Annotated in this window: 13 protein-coding genes; 7 read left to right on the top strand and 6 right to left on the bottom strand. The window is 70.8% G+C overall.

Features of this window, described 5'->3' with window-relative positions:
* Positions 1 to 150: 150 nt before the first annotated feature.
* The 3 genes from HUG12_RS15355 to HUG12_RS15345 form a co-directional block, all read right to left on the bottom strand.
* Positions 151 to 2,403: an NADP-dependent malic enzyme gene (locus tag HUG12_RS15355; protein ID WP_179269618.1), complete on the bottom strand. Its 2,253-nt coding sequence runs from the start codon at positions 2,401 to 2,403 to the stop codon at positions 151 to 153.
* Between the two features lie 45 nt (positions 2,404 to 2,448).
* The gene (locus HUG12_RS15350) at positions 2,449 to 3,732 is read right to left on the bottom strand and encodes a DUF7544 domain-containing protein (protein WP_179269617.1); all 1,284 of its coding nucleotides are present in this window, start codon (positions 3,730 to 3,732) and stop codon (positions 2,449 to 2,451) included.
* Between the two features lie 82 nt (positions 3,733 to 3,814).
* Complete coding sequence (locus HUG12_RS15345) at positions 3,815 to 4,909, bottom strand: M24 family metallopeptidase (protein ID WP_179269616.1); 1,095 nt, start codon at positions 4,907 to 4,909, stop codon at positions 3,815 to 3,817.
* Positions 4,910 to 5,089: 180 nt separating this feature from the next.
* Here HUG12_RS15345 and HUG12_RS15340 point away from each other — a divergent pair, with 180 nt between their 5' ends.
* The 4 genes from HUG12_RS15340 to HUG12_RS15325 all read left to right on the top strand — a co-directional run bounded on the left by HUG12_RS15340 (position 5,090) and on the right by HUG12_RS15325 (position 9,341).
* Positions 5,090 to 6,049, top strand: a complete 960-nt coding sequence (locus HUG12_RS15340) for a succinylglutamate desuccinylase/aspartoacylase family protein (protein ID WP_179269615.1) — start codon at positions 5,090 to 5,092, stop codon at positions 6,047 to 6,049.
* A 227-nt stretch (positions 6,050 to 6,276) separates the two neighbouring features.
* Positions 6,277 to 7,338, top strand: coding sequence for a zinc-dependent alcohol dehydrogenase family protein (locus HUG12_RS15335; RefSeq protein WP_179270663.1), 1,062 nt, complete (start codon positions 6,277 to 6,279; stop codon positions 7,336 to 7,338).
* Positions 7,339 to 7,635: 297 nt separating this feature from the next.
* On the top strand, positions 7,636 to 8,721 hold the full coding sequence (locus HUG12_RS15330) for a pyridoxal-phosphate dependent enzyme (protein WP_179269614.1): 1,086 nt from the start codon (positions 7,636 to 7,638) through the stop codon (positions 8,719 to 8,721).
* A gap of 98 nt (positions 8,722 to 8,819) precedes the next feature.
* Entirely contained in the window at positions 8,820 to 9,341 is a 522-nt protein-coding gene (locus HUG12_RS15325; protein ID WP_179269613.1) for an NUDIX hydrolase, read from the top strand.
* Here HUG12_RS15325 and HUG12_RS15320 read toward each other — a convergent pair.
* The gene (locus HUG12_RS15320; protein WP_179270662.1) at positions 9,338 to 10,771 is read right to left on the bottom strand and encodes a tRNA(Ile)(2)-agmatinylcytidine synthase; all 1,434 of its coding nucleotides are present in this window, start codon (positions 10,769 to 10,771) and stop codon (positions 9,338 to 9,340) included. The genes HUG12_RS15325 and HUG12_RS15320 overlap by 4 nt on opposite strands.
* A 158-nt stretch (positions 10,772 to 10,929) precedes the next feature.
* On the opposite strand from HUG12_RS15320, the gene HUG12_RS15315 reads away from it, so the two are divergent.
* Positions 10,930 to 11,916, top strand: coding sequence for a transcriptional regulator (locus HUG12_RS15315; protein ID WP_179269612.1), 987 nt, complete (start codon positions 10,930 to 10,932; stop codon positions 11,914 to 11,916).
* A 119-nt stretch (positions 11,917 to 12,035) separates the two neighbouring features.
* On the opposite strand, the gene HUG12_RS15310 is transcribed toward HUG12_RS15315, so the two are convergent.
* The gene (locus HUG12_RS15310) at positions 12,036 to 12,296 is read right to left on the bottom strand and encodes a glutathione S-transferase N-terminal domain-containing protein (RefSeq protein ID WP_179269611.1); all 261 of its coding nucleotides are present in this window, start codon (positions 12,294 to 12,296) and stop codon (positions 12,036 to 12,038) included.
* Between the two features lie 169 nt (positions 12,297 to 12,465).
* Here HUG12_RS15310 and HUG12_RS15305 point away from each other — a divergent pair, with 169 nt between their 5' ends.
* A complete protein-coding gene (locus tag HUG12_RS15305; protein ID WP_179269610.1) occupies positions 12,466 to 13,101 on the top strand; it encodes a GNAT family N-acetyltransferase in 636 nt (211 codons plus the stop codon).
* A complete protein-coding gene (locus tag HUG12_RS15300; protein ID WP_179269609.1) occupies positions 13,094 to 13,717 on the top strand; it encodes a GNAT family N-acetyltransferase in 624 nt (207 codons plus the stop codon). Before HUG12_RS15305 ends, HUG12_RS15300 begins: the two co-directional genes overlap by 8 nt.
* Before the next feature lie 13 nt (positions 13,718 to 13,730).
* On the opposite strand, the gene HUG12_RS15295 is transcribed toward HUG12_RS15300, so the two are convergent.
* The gene (locus HUG12_RS15295) at positions 13,731 to 14,963 is read right to left on the bottom strand and encodes a metal-dependent hydrolase family protein (protein WP_179269608.1); all 1,233 of its coding nucleotides are present in this window, start codon (positions 14,961 to 14,963) and stop codon (positions 13,731 to 13,733) included.
* Positions 14,964 to 15,036 lie beyond the last annotated feature (73 nt).

Here is a 15,036-nt window from a genome sequence, read left to right as displayed (position 1 = left end):
CCCTGCGCGTCAACGACCGCGACGCCCGCGAGGTTCACGGTGTCGCTTCCACCTTTTTCGTCGTCGGGTTCCGCGCTCGTTTCACTCGCTCGGAACCGCTCCTCGAAAAATCTGGACCAAAAGGACCTCTCGGGAGCCCCTCTTTCGAAGCTACTCCCCCTGCGCGTCAACGACCGCGACGCCCGCGAGGTTCACGATGTCCTTCACCTCGTCGCCCCGCTGGAGGACGTGTACCGGTTCGCCCATGCCGACGAGCATCGGGCCGATCGCCTCCGCGCCGCCGAGCCGCTGGAGCAGCTTGTACGCGATGTTGCCGGCCTCGAGGTTCGGGAACACGAGGACGTTCGCGGGCTCGTCGAGCTGGGAGAACTCGTAGGTGTCCGTGAGGATGTCCTCGACGACGGCCGTGTCCGCCTGCATCTCCCCGTCCACCGGGAAGTCGACGTCGGGGTCCTCGTGGAGGAGATCGACCGCCCGTCGCGGCTTGGCCGTCTCCTCGTTCTCGACGGAGCCGAAGTTCGAGTACGACAGCATCGCGGCCCGGGGTTCGACGTTGAAGCTCCGGGCGAGCTCGGCCGTGTGCTTTGTCACCTCGGCGAGCACCTCCTCGTCCGGCTCCTGGTTCACCGTCGTGTCCGCGCAGAACACGACCCGGTTCTTGAACGTCAGCATGTAGACGCCGGCGGCGTACTCGGCGTCCTCGGCGGTGCCGATGACCTGGAGCGGCGGGCGGAGCGCGCTCGGGTAGTGGTGGGTGAGCCCCGTGAGCAGCGCGTCGGCGTCGCCCTCCTCGACCATGACGCTCCCGAAGTAGTTCGTGTCACGGCGGACCAGTTCGCCCGCCTCCGATAGGGTGATCCCCTTCCGCTTCCGGAGGTCGTAGAGCCGCTCGGCGTACTCGTCGGCCTTGCCGTCGGCGTCCGGGTCGACGACCTGCGGGTCGAAGTCGAGCCCGAGCCGCCGCGTCGTGGTCTCGATGGTCTCGCGGTCGCCCAACAGCACGGGCTCCGCGATCTCCTGTTCCGCGAGCTGGTAGGCCGCGCGGATCATCTTCTCGTCGGCCCCCTCCGCGAGCGCGACGCGCTTGGGCTCCGACCGTGCCTTGTTGAGCACGACGCGCATCATCTCGCGGCCCTTGCCGAGGCGAGCCTCGAGCCGCTCGGTGTACTCCTCGAGGTCGAGTTCGGTCCGCGCGACGCCCGACTCCATCGCCGCCTCGGCGACGGCCGGCGCGAGTTCGAAGAGGACGCGCGGGTCGAGCGGCTTCGGGATGACGTACTCGGGTCCGTACTGGAGCGGCTGGTCGCCGTACGCCTTGACGACCGCGTCGGGGACGTCCTGGCGCGCCAGGTCGGCGAGCGCCTCGGCGGCCGCACGCTTCATCTCCTCGTTGATGTCGGTCGCCCGCGCGTCGAGCGCGCCCCGGAAGATGAACGGGAACCCGAGCACGTTGTTCACCTGGTTCGGGTAGTCCGACCGGCCCGTCGCCATGATGACCGTGTCATCGCGCGCCTCCTTGGCGTCCTCGTAGGCGATCTCCGGGTCGGGGTTCGCCATCGCGAAGATGATCGGGTCGTCGGCCATCGACCGGACCATCTCCTGACTCACGATGCCGCCCGCCGAGAGGCCGACGAACACGTCGGCCCCCTCCATCGCGTCCGCGAGGTCGCCGTCCGGCACGTCTCGCGCGAACTCCCGCTTGAACTCGTTGATCTCCCCCGAGCGCGACTCGGTGATGATGCCCGAGGAGTCACACATCACGATGTTGTCCGGGTCCGCGCCGAGCGAGACGTAGAAGCGCGCCGTGGCGATCGCCGACGCGCCGGCGCCGGAGAAGACGACGCTCAGTTCCGAGAGCTCCTTGCCGGCGATGTCGGCGGCGTTGAGGAGCGCTGCGCCCGAGATGATGGCGGTGCCGTGCTGGTCGTCGTGGAAGACGGGGACGTCCATCTCCTCGCGCAGGCGCGACTCGATCTCGAAGCACGCCGGCGCGGTGATGTCCTCCAGGTTGATGCCGCCGAACGTCGGTTCCATCGCCGACACCGTGTCGATGATCTCCTCCGGGTCCTGCTGGTCGAGTTCGACGTCGAACACGTCGATGTCGGCGAAGCGCTTGAACAGGACGCCCTTCCCCTCCATCACGGGTTTGGAGGCCTGGGCGCCGATGTCGCCGAGTCCGAGCACCGCGGAGCCGTTCGAGACGACGCCGACGAGGTTCCCCTTCGCCGTGTACTCGTAGGCGGCCTCGGGGTCGTCGGCGATGTCGAGACATGGGGCCGCGACTCCCGGCGAGTACGCGAGCGAGAGGTCCCGCTGGGTGTTCGTCGGCTTGGTCGTCGAGATCTCGATCTTCCCCGGCGGCTCCGACCGGTGATACTCCCGCGCGTCGTCGTCCAGTCCCATGCTCTGGAGGTCCGGGTGACCCCTGAAAAAGCTACCGAGCGGACATCAGGCCGGGGCGACGACCGCCGCGCCGACGGCGCCCCGTCGGCGGTCGTCCTCGTCGACGAGGTCCTCGGCCGGGACGAACTCGCCGAAGCCGTCGTCGGCGTCCCGGTCCGTTCCCTCGCTGCCGTCGAAGCCGTCGCCGCGGTCGTCGTCGCCGTCGCCACGGTCGTCACCGCCCGGACCGGTTCCGGCCCCGCCGTCCCGGTAGCGGGCGAGCACGTCGTAGCTCCCGTCGAAGCCCGCCAGGGCGGCGAGTTCGTACGTCCGGAGGTACGTCCGGGTCAGCACGTTCAGCGGGAGGAACACCAGCAGGAAGTACAGCAGCAGTCCGACCGCTCCCCCCGCGATCACGCCGACCCCGACGCCGATGTCCGGCGAGACCGCGCCCCCGGCGACGGCGCCGAACCCGAACCCCACGGCGACCGCGACGATGCCCACCGGAACGAGCGCGACGAGCGCGAGCAGCGCGCGGACCAGCGCGACGCCGATCCCGACGAGGAAGTGCAACGCGACGTAGAGCACCGACTGTCCCACCTCGGCCCTGAGGAGCCCCCAGACCGTCGACCAGCCGGAGAGGACGCCGACGTCGTCGACGAACATCACGGGGACGACGAACTGCCGGGTGAACCCGTAGACGAGCGAGAACAGCAGCATCCAGCCGAGCAGGAGCACGAGGAGGGCGACCGCGCCGCCGACCCCGAAGTCGGCGAACTCCATCCCGGTGAAGCCGGTCGCTCCCACCCCGAACAGCACGGCGCCGGCGAGGACGATGGGGACCGCGAACAGGATGCCAAGGCCGATGGAGAACGCGAGCAGCCGCATCCCCTTCCAGAAGTTCCGGCGGAAGGCGGAGCGGACCCGAACGTCGTCGGTCGCGATGACGTCGACGAAGACGAACTCAAACACCGGTCCGAGCACCGTGAACAGCAGCGCGAGCAGGACGAAGACCGCGATGACGACCAGCCCGACGAGTCCGAGCGCGAAGGGGAGCGCGTTCGGCACCCCGCCGCCGGCCTGGGCGAGCAGAACCGGGTCGGGGGTCGTCGCTCCCCCGGCGAGGGGCGCGAGCGCGGACGGCCCGCCGACCGGCCCAGGCGCGCCCGGGCCGGCGAACTGGCCGAGCGAATCCGCGTACTGGAAGACGTTCTGCACCCCCGCTCCGCCGCCGCCGAGGAACAGCGTGACGAGGGCGAGCCGGGCCCAGCGCCCGAGCGAGAACGGGAACAGGAACGCCCTGGTGGCGTTCAACGCGTCGTCGATGGCGTCGACTGCGTACCACGACATGTCCCTATCCGGTCACCAATCCGCAATGAAACTTCCCCATCGGCGACGGCGAACGACGGCGATTTCAGCCGGATCGGCGACGCTACCGCTCCAGAATGGCCGGCCGCTCGAGCGTGAGGCCGTCCGCCTCGACCGCGTCGGTCGGCCACCGTCCGGTGTCGGTCAGTATCTCGACGTCGTCGTCGGTCACGAGCGCCGTGTCCTCGCTCTTGGCACCCCGGACGGTCGGGTTCCACGCGTACGCAGCGTCCGGGGCCACGGGGTCGGTCCCGTCCGGCGTCGCGAACCACTCCCGGCCCGCGTAGCCGGTCGCCCCGCCCTGGTGGTGCTCGCGCCACTCGTCCTCGTACCCCTCCGCGGCGTACGCCTCCCGGATCTCCGCGAACATCTCGTTGGAGGTGCCGCCCTCGCCAGCGATCCGTCGCGTGGCAGCGAGCGCCCGCGTCTCGACGCGCCGGGCGGCGGCGTGGCGGTCGGCCAGCCACTCGGGCGGGTCGAACGCGACGGTCCGGGTCAGCGAGGCGTGCAGTCCGCCGCGCCGGGCGGTCACCACGACCAGCGCGTAGTCGCCGAGCGCCGCGTCGGTCGGCGTCGGATGTCGGTACGCGGGCGCGCGCTCGCCGCCGCCGACGAGGACGACCGGCGCGTCGACGTCGCGGGACGAAAGCGAGATCCGAATCCCCGCGGCGACCTCGTGTTCGGTGTCGCCGGGTTCGAGTTCCCGGCAGACGGTTTCGACCGCCAGCGCCGCCTCCCGTCCGAACTCGCGGTACCGTCGCACGTCGTCGTGCGAGAGCCTGAGTCTGACGCGCGTGGGATCGACGGCGTCCAGCCCCGGGACCTCGAAGTCCGCCGCCGCGGGCGTCGGCGAGCGCGCGGCGACCGACTCGGCCAGCGTCGCCTCGTGCCACCCGTCCGCGGCGACCGACATCGACAGCTCCGGGGGGAGTTCCTCGGCGGCCAGCCGCTCGGCCTCGACGTTGTTCGTCACGACGGTCCACTCCCCGTCGCCGAGGTAGCCGACCGCGGCGTCGCCCACGTCGGCGGCCGCGTCGACCCAGTTTCGGCCCCCGGTCGCCCACGCGAACGAGTTCGGGCGGGCGAACCAGACCGCCTCGTACCCCTCGGCCGCCAGAAGCCCCTCCAGCCGTTCCTCCCGCTCCTCGATGTCGACCATGCGTCGGGGTGGTGGGGCGACGCGCTTGAATCCCGGCGGTCCGCTCCGTCGGACCGCGTTGCCGGCACGCGCCGTGGCAGCCCCCTCCACGGCCGACCCCTACCGCCGACCGCCCCCACGGGGCGGCAAGCCGCTCGTGGACCGAACACCTCAAGGCGGGGCGGCGATACGACGGAGGTAATGGCTACCACGCTCGGGACCGCGAGCGCGGCACCCGGGGAGTTCGACACCGGTCGCCTCGAGGTCGGCGAGACCCGGGACGGCACGACGGTCGGGCTCCCCGTCGCGGTGCTCAACGGCGCCGCGGACGGGAAGACGCTGTACGTGCAGGCGGTCAGCGACGGCGACGAACTGAACGGGCTCGGCGTCGTGAACCGGTTCGTCCCGCAGGTCGACCCCGCGGAACTGGCCGGCGAGATCATCGTCGTCGGCATCGTCAACTACCACGGGTTCCAGGTCGCCGAGCACCGCAACCCGATCGACGACACGAAGATGAACCGGGCGTACCCAGGCGACGCGAACGGCACCTCCTCCGAGCGCATCGCGGCCGCGACCTACGAGGCCGCGATGCGGGCGGACCTCGTCGTCGACCTCCACCAGGGGTCGACGAGCCGGATGATCAACGAGGTCAGGGTCCGCTGTGGTCCCCGCCACCGGCTCCACCGCGACTGCCTCGAACTCGCGAAGGCGTTCGGCGTCGGCCACGTGCTCGACCAGAAGGGGCCTGACGGGCAGCTCGCGCGCGTCGCGCCGGACGAGGGAATCCCGACGATCGACCCCGAGCTCGGCGGCGCGGTCGGCTGGGACGAGGAGAGCGTCGAACTCGGCGTCGAGGGGCTGTTCCGCGTGCTCCGCTTCTACGGATTCCTCGACGGCGACGTGGAGCTCTCGAAGCAGACCCGCGCGTCCGACTTCGACCAGTACGGCTCCCCCTCGGGGGGGCTGGTGAACTTCCGGAAGGAGCTCGGCGACCGCGTGAGCGCGGGCGACGTCCTCTTCGAGGTGACCGACCCCTTCGGGACGATGAAGGGGCGAGTGACCGCCGACAGCGCCGGAATCTTCTGGCGCACCCGTCGACTCCCGCAGGTCGCCACCGGCGAGTACGTCTGTTCGGTCGGGGCCGAGATCGATCGGTTCTGACGAACCTCTCGTTGGAACCTCTTTTGCCGAGGGCGCGCCCGCTCGTCGATCCCCGGCAAAACCCGTTCATGCGGTCCCGTCGAGATTCCCACCGGCTGACAAGAGGAGCGTGCTGAATGCAGAGGGTGGATTCAGCAAGTCGTTGACCATCACGGGCCCAAGTGGTACGGATACCGCATCCGTGGACCCGCACAATTATGATGTATGTCATCTATCACCACGGTATGATGCGTGCAGCAGTGTTTACCGGCCATGGGGAACCGCTGGAGGTCCGGGAGATCGACGAACCGGAACCGGACCCAACGGGGGTCGTAGTCGAGACAGGGGCGTGTGGCATTTGCCGGAGTGACTGGCACGCGTGGCAGGGAGATCCGCTCTGGGAGTCCAGGGAGTTCGAGGACGGCCACGTCTTCGGGCACGAACCCGTCGGCGTCGTCGTCACGGTCGGCGACGAGGTCGAACACGTCCGTGAAGGCGACCGCGTCGCCGTCCCGTTCAACCTCGGCGACGGGACCTGCCCGTCCTGTCGAGACGGTCGTTCCAATCTCTGCGACAACCGCATTCCGCTGGGACTCGCCCCAGCATCGCCGGGCGCCTTCGGCGAACGATTTCACGTCCCGTGGGCCGACTTCAACGTCGTCCCCCTCCCGGACGGTGTCTCGCCGGTCGAGATGGCTGGACTGGGCTGCCGGTTCATGACGTCGTTCCACGCGCTCGTCCACGAGGCGGATGTCACTGCCGGCGACTGGCTCGCGGTCCACGGCTGCGGCGGTGTCGGGCTCTCGGCCGTTCACATCGCCGACGCGCTTGGCGCGAACGTCATCGCCGTCGACCTGTTCGACGAGAAACTGGAATTCGCAGCCGAAGTAGGCGCCGTCGAAACCATCAATGCGACCGAGGTTGCCGACGTACCCGCGGAGGTGGCCGCGATCACAGACGGTGGCGCTGACGTCTCCGTGGACGCACTCGGCATTGCTGAGACGTGTCGCAACTCGGTCCACAGCCTTCGAAAACGCGGCCAGCACCTCCAGATCGGCCTGACATCCAGTGAAGAGGGTGGTGAGGTCTCGCTCCCGACGGACCTGATTGTCGCCAAGGAACTCCAGTTCATCGGCACGATCGGCATGCCCCGGCCTCGCTACGACGAGATTTTCCGGATGATCGAACACGGGAAGCTCGATCCGGCGATGATGGTTTCCGAGACGGTGTCTCTCGACCAGACCTCGGGGAAACTTGACGCGATGACGGAGTTCGAAACCGCCGGTATCCCTGTGATCACCGAGTTTTGACCGTAAACCAGCACCTCAAATCGACGTTCGAAGGCGGTATACTTCGGCGGTAGTCATACAACCGGACTCCGGAGGTGTTTGCTGCATACGCGCCCTCAATCCAGCATGGCTTCCGAAACCGATCACGGCTCGAGGGTTTCGACGGGCCCGTTCACGGCAGGAGGCCGCTCGCTCGGTCGGCGGGGCAAAGTCCCGCCTCCCTCGCCGCGAATCGGTTCGCCCCGTTCGCCGAACATTTCCTTCGCCATCCGAACACGAACCGTCACCTACTGGTTCCGGCGCGCCCACGTCCCGACCATGACCGCGCCGTCGCTCCGCTGTCCCGACTGCGGGACCGAGTACGCCGACCGCTGGCGCTGCGAGTGCGGCCGCCCGCTGGAGTACGTCGAACGGTCGCTCCCGGACGGGCCGGCCCCCGACCCCGCTGCCTTCGACGTCAGGGACGGACTCTGGTCGTTCTCGGAGTTCGTCCCCGAGTCGCCGGCGGCGACGCTCGGCGAGGGTACGACCCCGCTGGTCGACGCGCCGGACTGGGACGCCGAGTTCAAACTGGAGTACGTGTTCCCCACGGGGTCGTTCAAGGACCGCGGCGCGACGGTCACCCTCTCGCGGGCGGCCGCGCTCGGCGTCGGGACGGTGGTGGAGGACTCCTCGGGCAACGCCGGCGCGGCCGTCGCGACGTACGCCGCCCGGGCCGGCATCGACGCTGACGTCTACGTCCCGGCGTCCGTGAAGGACTCGAAGCTTCGGGCCATCCGACGGGCCGGCGCGAACCCGGTGAAGGTCGAGGGGCCGCGGCGGGCGACGACGGACGCCTGCATCAAGGCGGTGGAGGCCGGGGATGGGTGGTACGCGAGCCACGCCTGGAACCCGGCGTTCTTCGCCGGGACGGCGACGTTCGCCTACGAGACCGCGCTCCAGCGTGACTGGACCGTCCCCGACGCGGTCGTACTTCCCCTCGGCCACGGGACGCTCTTCCTCGGCGCCCATCGCGGGTTCCGGGCGCTGGAGGACGCGGGATGGACCGACTCGGTGCCGAGGCTGCTCGGAGTCCAGGCGGCCGGCCACGCGCCCATCGCGGCGGAGCTCCACGGACTCGACGCCGTTTCGGGCGACAACGACGCCGCGGACGGGATTCAGATCGCGGATCCCGTTCGAAAGGGGGAGATCCTCGACGCCATCCAGGGGACGGACGGCGACGCAATCGCGCTCGGGGCCGACCCCGTGGAGCGCGAACTCGACCGTTTGCACGCGGCCGGCTTCTACGTCGAACCGACGTCGGCGGTCGCGCCGGCGGCGCTCGCCGAGTACCGGGCGCGGGGCGTCCTGGCGCCCGACGACGAGGTGGTCGTCCCGCTCACCGGGAGCGGGCTGAAGAACTAACTTCTTGAGTCCGGACCGCCGAGGTCGGACGTGTCCGTAGCCCCCGCACCCGGTTTCGGTCGGACGACCACCACCCCATCACCCACGGCGGTCCGCCGATGATCACGGTCCCGGGCGAGCACTGCCCGATCTGCGGGACCGAACTCGGCCGCGTCGAGGTCGAGAACCGCAGCCGACGCTACTGCCCGAACTGCGACAGGGTCGTCTGGGAGAACAGCAGGCCGGTCGCGGGGGTGCTGGTCGTCGACGGCGACCGCGTGCTCATGGTCGAGCGGGCCACCGAACCGAACTTCGGCACGTGGGGCGTGCCCGGCGGCAACATCGAGCACGACGAACCGCCGGCCGTCGGCGCTGCCCGCGAACTCGCGGAGGAGGCGGGCGTCCGCGTCGACCCGGCGGACCTGGAACTGTTTCGCGCCGACCACGTCGAACGCGGGAGACGGGCGGTCGTCGCCATCCGTTACGTCGTCGACCGGGCGGAGACGGCGGGCGAACCGATCCCGGGCGCGGAGGTGAGCGACGCGCGGTTCGACGCCCCCGACCGGTTCCTCGAGTCGGAGGCCGGCGTCGCGCCCCTCGACGACGACGCCCTCCGCGAGGCGAGCGGCCGCTTCGACTAGCGCTCGGGGTGGGTCGGCGCGTCGAACCCGCCCCTGACGAGCGGCTTGGCGACGTGGCGCCGCGCGGTCGGCGGGACCTCGTACCAGCCGAGTTCGAGGTCGCGGTCCAGTTTCCGGGACGCCTTCCCGGGTTCGCTCGTCCCACAGTCCCGGCAGCGGTACCCCTGGTCCGCGCCGGCCGACTCCATCGACCGGCCACAGTCGGGACACTCCGGGACGACCCACCCCGTCGTGACGAGCTCGCGGACGGCGAACTTCTCCAGTTTGAGCGTGCCGTCGGCCACCTCGCCGCAGACCGTGATTCGGTCGCCCTCCGTGAGTCCGCGGACCCTGTCCCGGAACCGGTCCGTGGGCGCGAACGCGACGCAGTCCAGATCGGCGACTGCGTCGGGTTCGGCGTCTTTCGGGTCGGCGCCGCCCGGTTCGACGTCGCCGGATTCGGCGCCGTCTCCCCGATCGACGCCCGACACGGCGAGGAAGACGTGCCCGCCCCGCCTGGTCTCGGGGGCCGAGACGACCTCGCCCGTCACGCGGTAGGCGCGGCCGTCCTCGACCGCGCAGACCGTGGCATCCCGGAGGTGCGCGTCGGTCCCCTGGTTCGTGTGAAAGAGGGCCGTCCGTTCGACGGGTTCCGAGTCGATCCGCCCGGCGACGCGCCGGACGGCGTCGGGGTCGTCGCCGCGGATCCCGTGGAGGATCGGCCCCGGCGCGTTGGGGACGCAGACCGCCTCGCCGGTCCCGCGGTCGACCGTGTCCCAGACGGCCGGATACCCCGCGTCGGCGGCGGCGAACGCCGACTCCTCGTCGACCTCTCGAGGGGTTCCGCAGCGATCGAACTGCCGGTAGCTGACGTGCTCGTAGGTCCAGCCGTCGGGCGTCCCGTCCGTCGCAGCCGTCGCGTCGCCGGATTCGGCCGCCCCGTCCGTACCCCCGGGGTCGTGCCACGCCGCCCACGCGCCGACGGCCGCGAGCGCGCCGATCCGACCGCGTCCGGGGGTGCCGTCCCCGGTCTCGGCGCCCCATCCAGCGTGCCGATAACTCGCGTCATCCGCGATCGCGATCGCGTCTCGGACCGAGTGGAACTCCCGAACGGCGTCGCCGGCGAACTCGGCGACCCGGGTCGGCACCGACTCCGGGCCGCCGTCGGCGACGACCAGCCCGGGGCTGGTGTGGGGGTCCTCGTCGACGGCGTACTCCTCGACCAGTCCTGCGGCGACGTCGAACGCCCGGTCGGCGTCGACGTCGGCGTGGACGGCGAGCGCGGCGTTCCCGCGCGTCTTGTGCTCGACGGCGGGGTTGAGCCGGACGAGCACGAGCCTGTCGACGGTTCCGCCGGCGGCCGCCACGGCCTCGGCGACGAGCGCGGCGAGGTAGGTACTGCACATGCCCTCGGTCCGCGAGTCCGTGTCGTCGAGGCCGATGACCGTCACGGTCACGGGAAGACCTCCCCGGGGTATGTGGGTTTCGCGTCGGCTGCTGCTATTTAGGTACTCCGACCGCGGTTCGCGGTAACCTCCGGACGGAGCCGGGTGACCGCCGCGCACGGCCGGCACAACCCATATAAGGGTGCGTTCGCTTATCTTACGACATGTCCCGGACGGCGCTGGTCGGGAACGTGACCGCGATGCTCGCCGACGCGGGCTTCCTCGTCAGCGAGCGCTGTGCGGTCCGCCCGAAGAGCTTCGACCTCGCCGCGCGGCGGGGCGAGGACCTCCTGCTGCTCAAGGTCCTCGGGAACGTCGACGCCTTCGACGGACCGACGGGTGCCGAGATGCGGCGGCTGGGTAGCTACCTCTCGGCGACGCCGATGGTCGTCGGGATGCGGACCCGCGACGAGGACATCAAGCCCGGCGTGGTGTACTTCCGGCACGGCGTCCCGGCCATCCACCCCGACACGCTGTACGACCTGCTGGTCGAGGAGGTCCCGCCGCTCATCTACGCGGCGCCCGGCGGACTGTACGTCAACATCGACGGCACGCTGGTCTCCGACGAGCGGAAGGAACGCGGCTGGAGCCTCGGGCGGCTGGCCGACGAACTCGGCGTCTCCCGGCGCACGGTCGCCAAGTACGAGAACGGCATGAACGCCTCCGTCGAGGTCGCCGTCCAGCTGGAGGACCTGTTCGATCGGCCCTTCTCGGACCCCGTGAACGTGATGGAGGGCGCCGAGGAGGTGCGCGAGGCCGACCCAACGCCGGAACCGCCCGAGGCCGACCCGGACGACGAACACGTCCACGCGGTGCTCTCGCGGGCCGGCTTCGTCGTCCACCCCACCCAGCGCGCGCCGTTCAAGGCGGTGAGCGAGAACGCGGACGACGCCGAGGCGCCGGACGTCACCTTCACGCTCCTCACCGGCCACTCTTCGTTCACCAAGACGGCGGCCAAGCGCGCGAAGTTGATGGCCTCGCTCGGCCGCGTGACCCGGACGCGGGCCGTCTACTTCACCGAGGAGCGCTCGAAGCGCGAGTCCCTCGACGGCACGGCCATCGTCTCGGTCGACGAACTGGCAGAGACGGACGACCCAGACAGGGTCCGCGAACTCATCCGCGACCGGTCCGAGGAGCCCCAGGAGGCCTGACCGTCGACGGGGCAGGGTTCCGTTCGCGGAACGCCCGCCAGGGCCGTCCGTCCCGCTCGGACCGTTCGCTCGCTCGGTTCGTTCGCGAAAGTCACGTCGGAAGGCCGAGGACGTCGGTCCTACGCCGCGCTCCCCGAGCCGTACGTCTCCTCCAGGTAGGCGACGATGTCGTCGCTCTCGGCCATCCCCTCGACGCCGTGTTCCTCGTCGACGAGCACCGGCACGCCGGTCTGGCCGCTCACCTCCTGCACCTCCGTCCGCTCGTGGCGGGGCCGCGGCACCATCTCGGAGTCGTAGTCGAGGCCGAGTTCGGCGAGTTTGTTCTTCACCTTCGTACAGTACGGACAACCCTCCAGTTCGTAGAGGACGAGATCGGACATGGTTCGCCCGGCCGTAGGGGCCTGCCTGCCTTAAATGTCGGAGCGGTCGTGTGTCCTCCGCGTCGACCCGGGGTCGTCGGGGCGGCGGACTCTCGCGTCGCGGCTCGAGCCTGCGAGTTCGTGACACACCCGAGGAAGGGTTTTTGCCACGTCAGGTGAGGCGTCGGACATGTTCCCCGAGCGGATCCTCACCGATCGCCTCCGACTCGACCGCCACGACGCCGCCGTCGACGCCCTGGAGTTCTACGGGCACGCCGGCGCGAGCGGGAGCGACACCGTCGCGGAGGAGTGCGAGTTCCTCTCGTGGCGCCCCCACGATCACCCGAAGGAGAGCCGCGACGTGCTCGCCGACTTCGCGGAGGCGTGGGACGAGCGCGGGAGCGCCACGTACGCCGTGTTCCCGCGCGAGGGGGAACCGGGCGCCGGCGAGTTCGCGGGTAACGCCGGCCTCCACCTCGACTGGGACACCCGGGTCGGGACGCTCGGCGTCTGGCTCCGGAAGCCGTTCTGGGGCCGGGGCTACTCCGGCGAGCGGGCGCTCGCGCTCGCGGACCTCGCGTTCCGTCGGCTGGACCTCGACCTGCTCGCGGTCGCGGTGTTCCCCGAGAACGGAAAGTCCGTCCGCGCCATCGAGAAGTACGTCGAGCGGATGGGCGGCCGGCGCGAGGGTCGGATCCGAAACGAGGTCGTCCCGGACGGGAAGGGCCCGCGCGACGTGCTTCGGTTCTCCGTGTCGCAGGCGGAGTGGCGCGAGGCCGTCGGCGACGAGTCGCACGCGGAGTTCGTCGAGGAACTCGATGGCTGACCTCTTCCCTCGGACCATCGAGACGGAACGGCTCCGGTTCGAACCGCGGTCGACGGACGGCATCGACGCCCGGGAACTCTACCGGATCTGTTCGGCCGATCCCGGCATCGAGGACGTGACGCGGCACGTTCCCTGGGACCCCCACGAGCACCCCCGCGAGACGGAGGCGTTCCTCGAACGCGGCGACGAGCACCGCGAGGAGGCGTCGGCAGCAGGCTACGTGCTCCGACCGCGGGACGGGGAGGACGGCGCCGGGGAGATGGCGGGCTTCACCGGAATCCAGGTGGACTGGGGGAGACGGCGCGGCGACCTCGGCCTCTGGCTCAGGAGACGGTTCTGGGGCCGGGGCTACTCCGGCGAACGCGCGACCGCGCTGGTCGAACTCGCGTTCGACCGCCTCGACCTCGAGGTCGTCACCGTCGGCCACGAACCGGGGAACGCGAGGAGCGAGCGGGCCATCACGAAGTACGTCGATCGGTTCGGCGGCCGGCGGGACGGACGGTTCCGGAACCGGCACGCGACGCCCGACGGGGCGGTCACGGACCTCGTCCGCTACTCGATTTCGAGGGGCGAGTGGCACGACGCGACCGGCGGCGGCACCGCGGTGCTCGACTAGGCGGCGACGCCCGTCAGTTCCGCGCCGCCACCGACCCGTCGCCCGGCGACGGTTCCGCGGCCGACGCGTCCTCGAGGGCCCGACGGGTCTCCCGGTCGCCGCCCGCGACGACCTCCCCGCCCTTGAGCACGACTGCCGGGTCGTTGAGCGCAGTGGGGTCCTCGGTGGGGTCCCCGTCACAGAGGAGCAGGTCCGCGTGGGTCCCCGGTTCGAGCGTCCCGGCGCCCGCGAGGCCGATCGTGTCGGCGGCGGTCGCGGTCATGGCATCGATGGCCGCCAGCGGCTCCATCCCGTACTCGGTCATGAACTCGACCTCGGCGGCGTTCGCGCCGTGCACGTTGAACGGCGTCCCCGCGTCGGTGCCGCCGGCGATCCGGACGCCCGCCTCGACCGCGTCGCGGAACGACTCGATGTGGCGCTCGTACACGCGCTCCGTCTTCCGCCGGACGTCGGCGGTCGCGGCGTCGACGTTGCGGACGATGTGGTACGGCGCCGACAGCGTCGGCACGAGCGTGACGTCCTCGCGGAGCAGCAGGTCGATCGCCTCGTCGTCGAGGAACGTGCCGTGCTCGACGGTGTCGACGCCGGCGTGAACCGCCGCCTTCACGCCCGCCGCGCCGTGGGCGTGGGTCGCGGCGTGCATCCCCCGCCGGTGGGCCTCGTCGACGAGCGCGTCGAGTTCGTCGTCGGTCAGCGCCACCGCGTCGGGGTCGGTACCGGGGGTCGTGACCCCGCCAGTGGCCATGAACTTCACGAACTCCGCGCCGCGTTTGGCCCCCTCGCGGACCGCCCGCCGCGCGTCGTCCGGCCCGTCGATCTCCCGGCCGAGGTGGTGGCCGTGTCCGCCCGTGGCCGTGATCGATCGGCAGTTCGCGACCGTCCGCGGGCCGGGGACGTCACCGGCGTCGATGCGGTCCCGAACGCGGACGTCGACGCCACGCGCGCCCATCGCACGGACGCCGGTGACCCCCGCCTCCAGCGTCTTTCGGGCGTTCCTCGCCTCGACCAGCGCAAGTTCGGCGTCGGTCATCGAGACGACCTCGTCGACGGTCCGTTCGCCCGACAGCGAGAAGTGGACGTGGGCGTCGACGAGCCCCGGGAGCGCGACCGTCCCCCGTAGGTCGAGAACGGCCTCGTCGCGCCACGGTTCGAGGTCGCCGACCGCGGCGAGTTCGCCGTCGACGATCCGGAGGTCACCCCGTCTGCCCCCGTCGCGGTCCAGCAGCGAGAGTTCCCGAAGCAGCATCGACCGGGCTCGGGCCGGGGGCGCCAAGACGGTTGCGACTCGGCACGCTCGTGGCGGCGATGCAGAAAGCATT

Source organism: Halorarum salinum (genome assembly GCF_013402875.1).
GTDB lineage: Archaea > Halobacteriota > Halobacteria > Halobacteriales > Haloferacaceae > Halorarum > Halorarum salinum.
Note: the sequence above shows the minus strand (reverse complement) of the source record. Positions and strands in the feature narration are given on the sequence as shown.

Bases quoted from the DNA above. Each gene is read 5' to 3' on its own strand.
- HUG12_RS15325 (WP_179269613.1), top strand. From the start codon at position 8,820: ATGATCACGGTCCCGGGCGAGCACTGCCCGATCTGCGGGACCGAACTC.
- HUG12_RS15310 (WP_179269611.1), bottom strand. From the start codon at position 12,296: ATGTCCGATCTCGTCCTCTACGAACTGGAGGGTTGTCCGTACTGTACG.
- HUG12_RS15300 (WP_179269609.1), top strand. From the start codon at position 13,094: ATGGCTGACCTCTTCCCTCGGACCATCGAGACGGAACGGCTCCGGTTC.
- HUG12_RS15305 (WP_179269610.1), top strand. From the start codon at position 12,466: ATGTTCCCCGAGCGGATCCTCACCGATCGCCTCCGACTCGACCGCCAC.
- HUG12_RS15295 (WP_179269608.1), bottom strand. From the start codon at position 14,963: ATGCTGCTTCGGGAACTCTCGCTGCTGGACCGCGACGGGGGCAGACGG.
- HUG12_RS15330 (WP_179269614.1), top strand. From the start codon at position 7,636: ATGACCGCGCCGTCGCTCCGCTGTCCCGACTGCGGGACCGAGTACGCC.
- HUG12_RS15355 (WP_179269618.1), bottom strand. From the start codon at position 2,403: ATGGGACTGGACGACGACGCGCGGGAGTATCACCGGTCGGAGCCGCCG.
- HUG12_RS15315 (WP_179269612.1), top strand. From the start codon at position 10,930: ATGTCCCGGACGGCGCTGGTCGGGAACGTGACCGCGATGCTCGCCGAC.
- HUG12_RS15340 (WP_179269615.1), top strand. From the start codon at position 5,090: ATGGCTACCACGCTCGGGACCGCGAGCGCGGCACCCGGGGAGTTCGAC.
- HUG12_RS15350 (WP_179269617.1), bottom strand. From the start codon at position 3,732: ATGTCGTGGTACGCAGTCGACGCCATCGACGACGCGTTGAACGCCACC.
- HUG12_RS15335 (WP_179270663.1), top strand. From the start codon at position 6,277: ATGCGTGCAGCAGTGTTTACCGGCCATGGGGAACCGCTGGAGGTCCGG.
- HUG12_RS15345 (WP_179269616.1), bottom strand. From the start codon at position 4,909: ATGGTCGACATCGAGGAGCGGGAGGAACGGCTGGAGGGGCTTCTGGCG.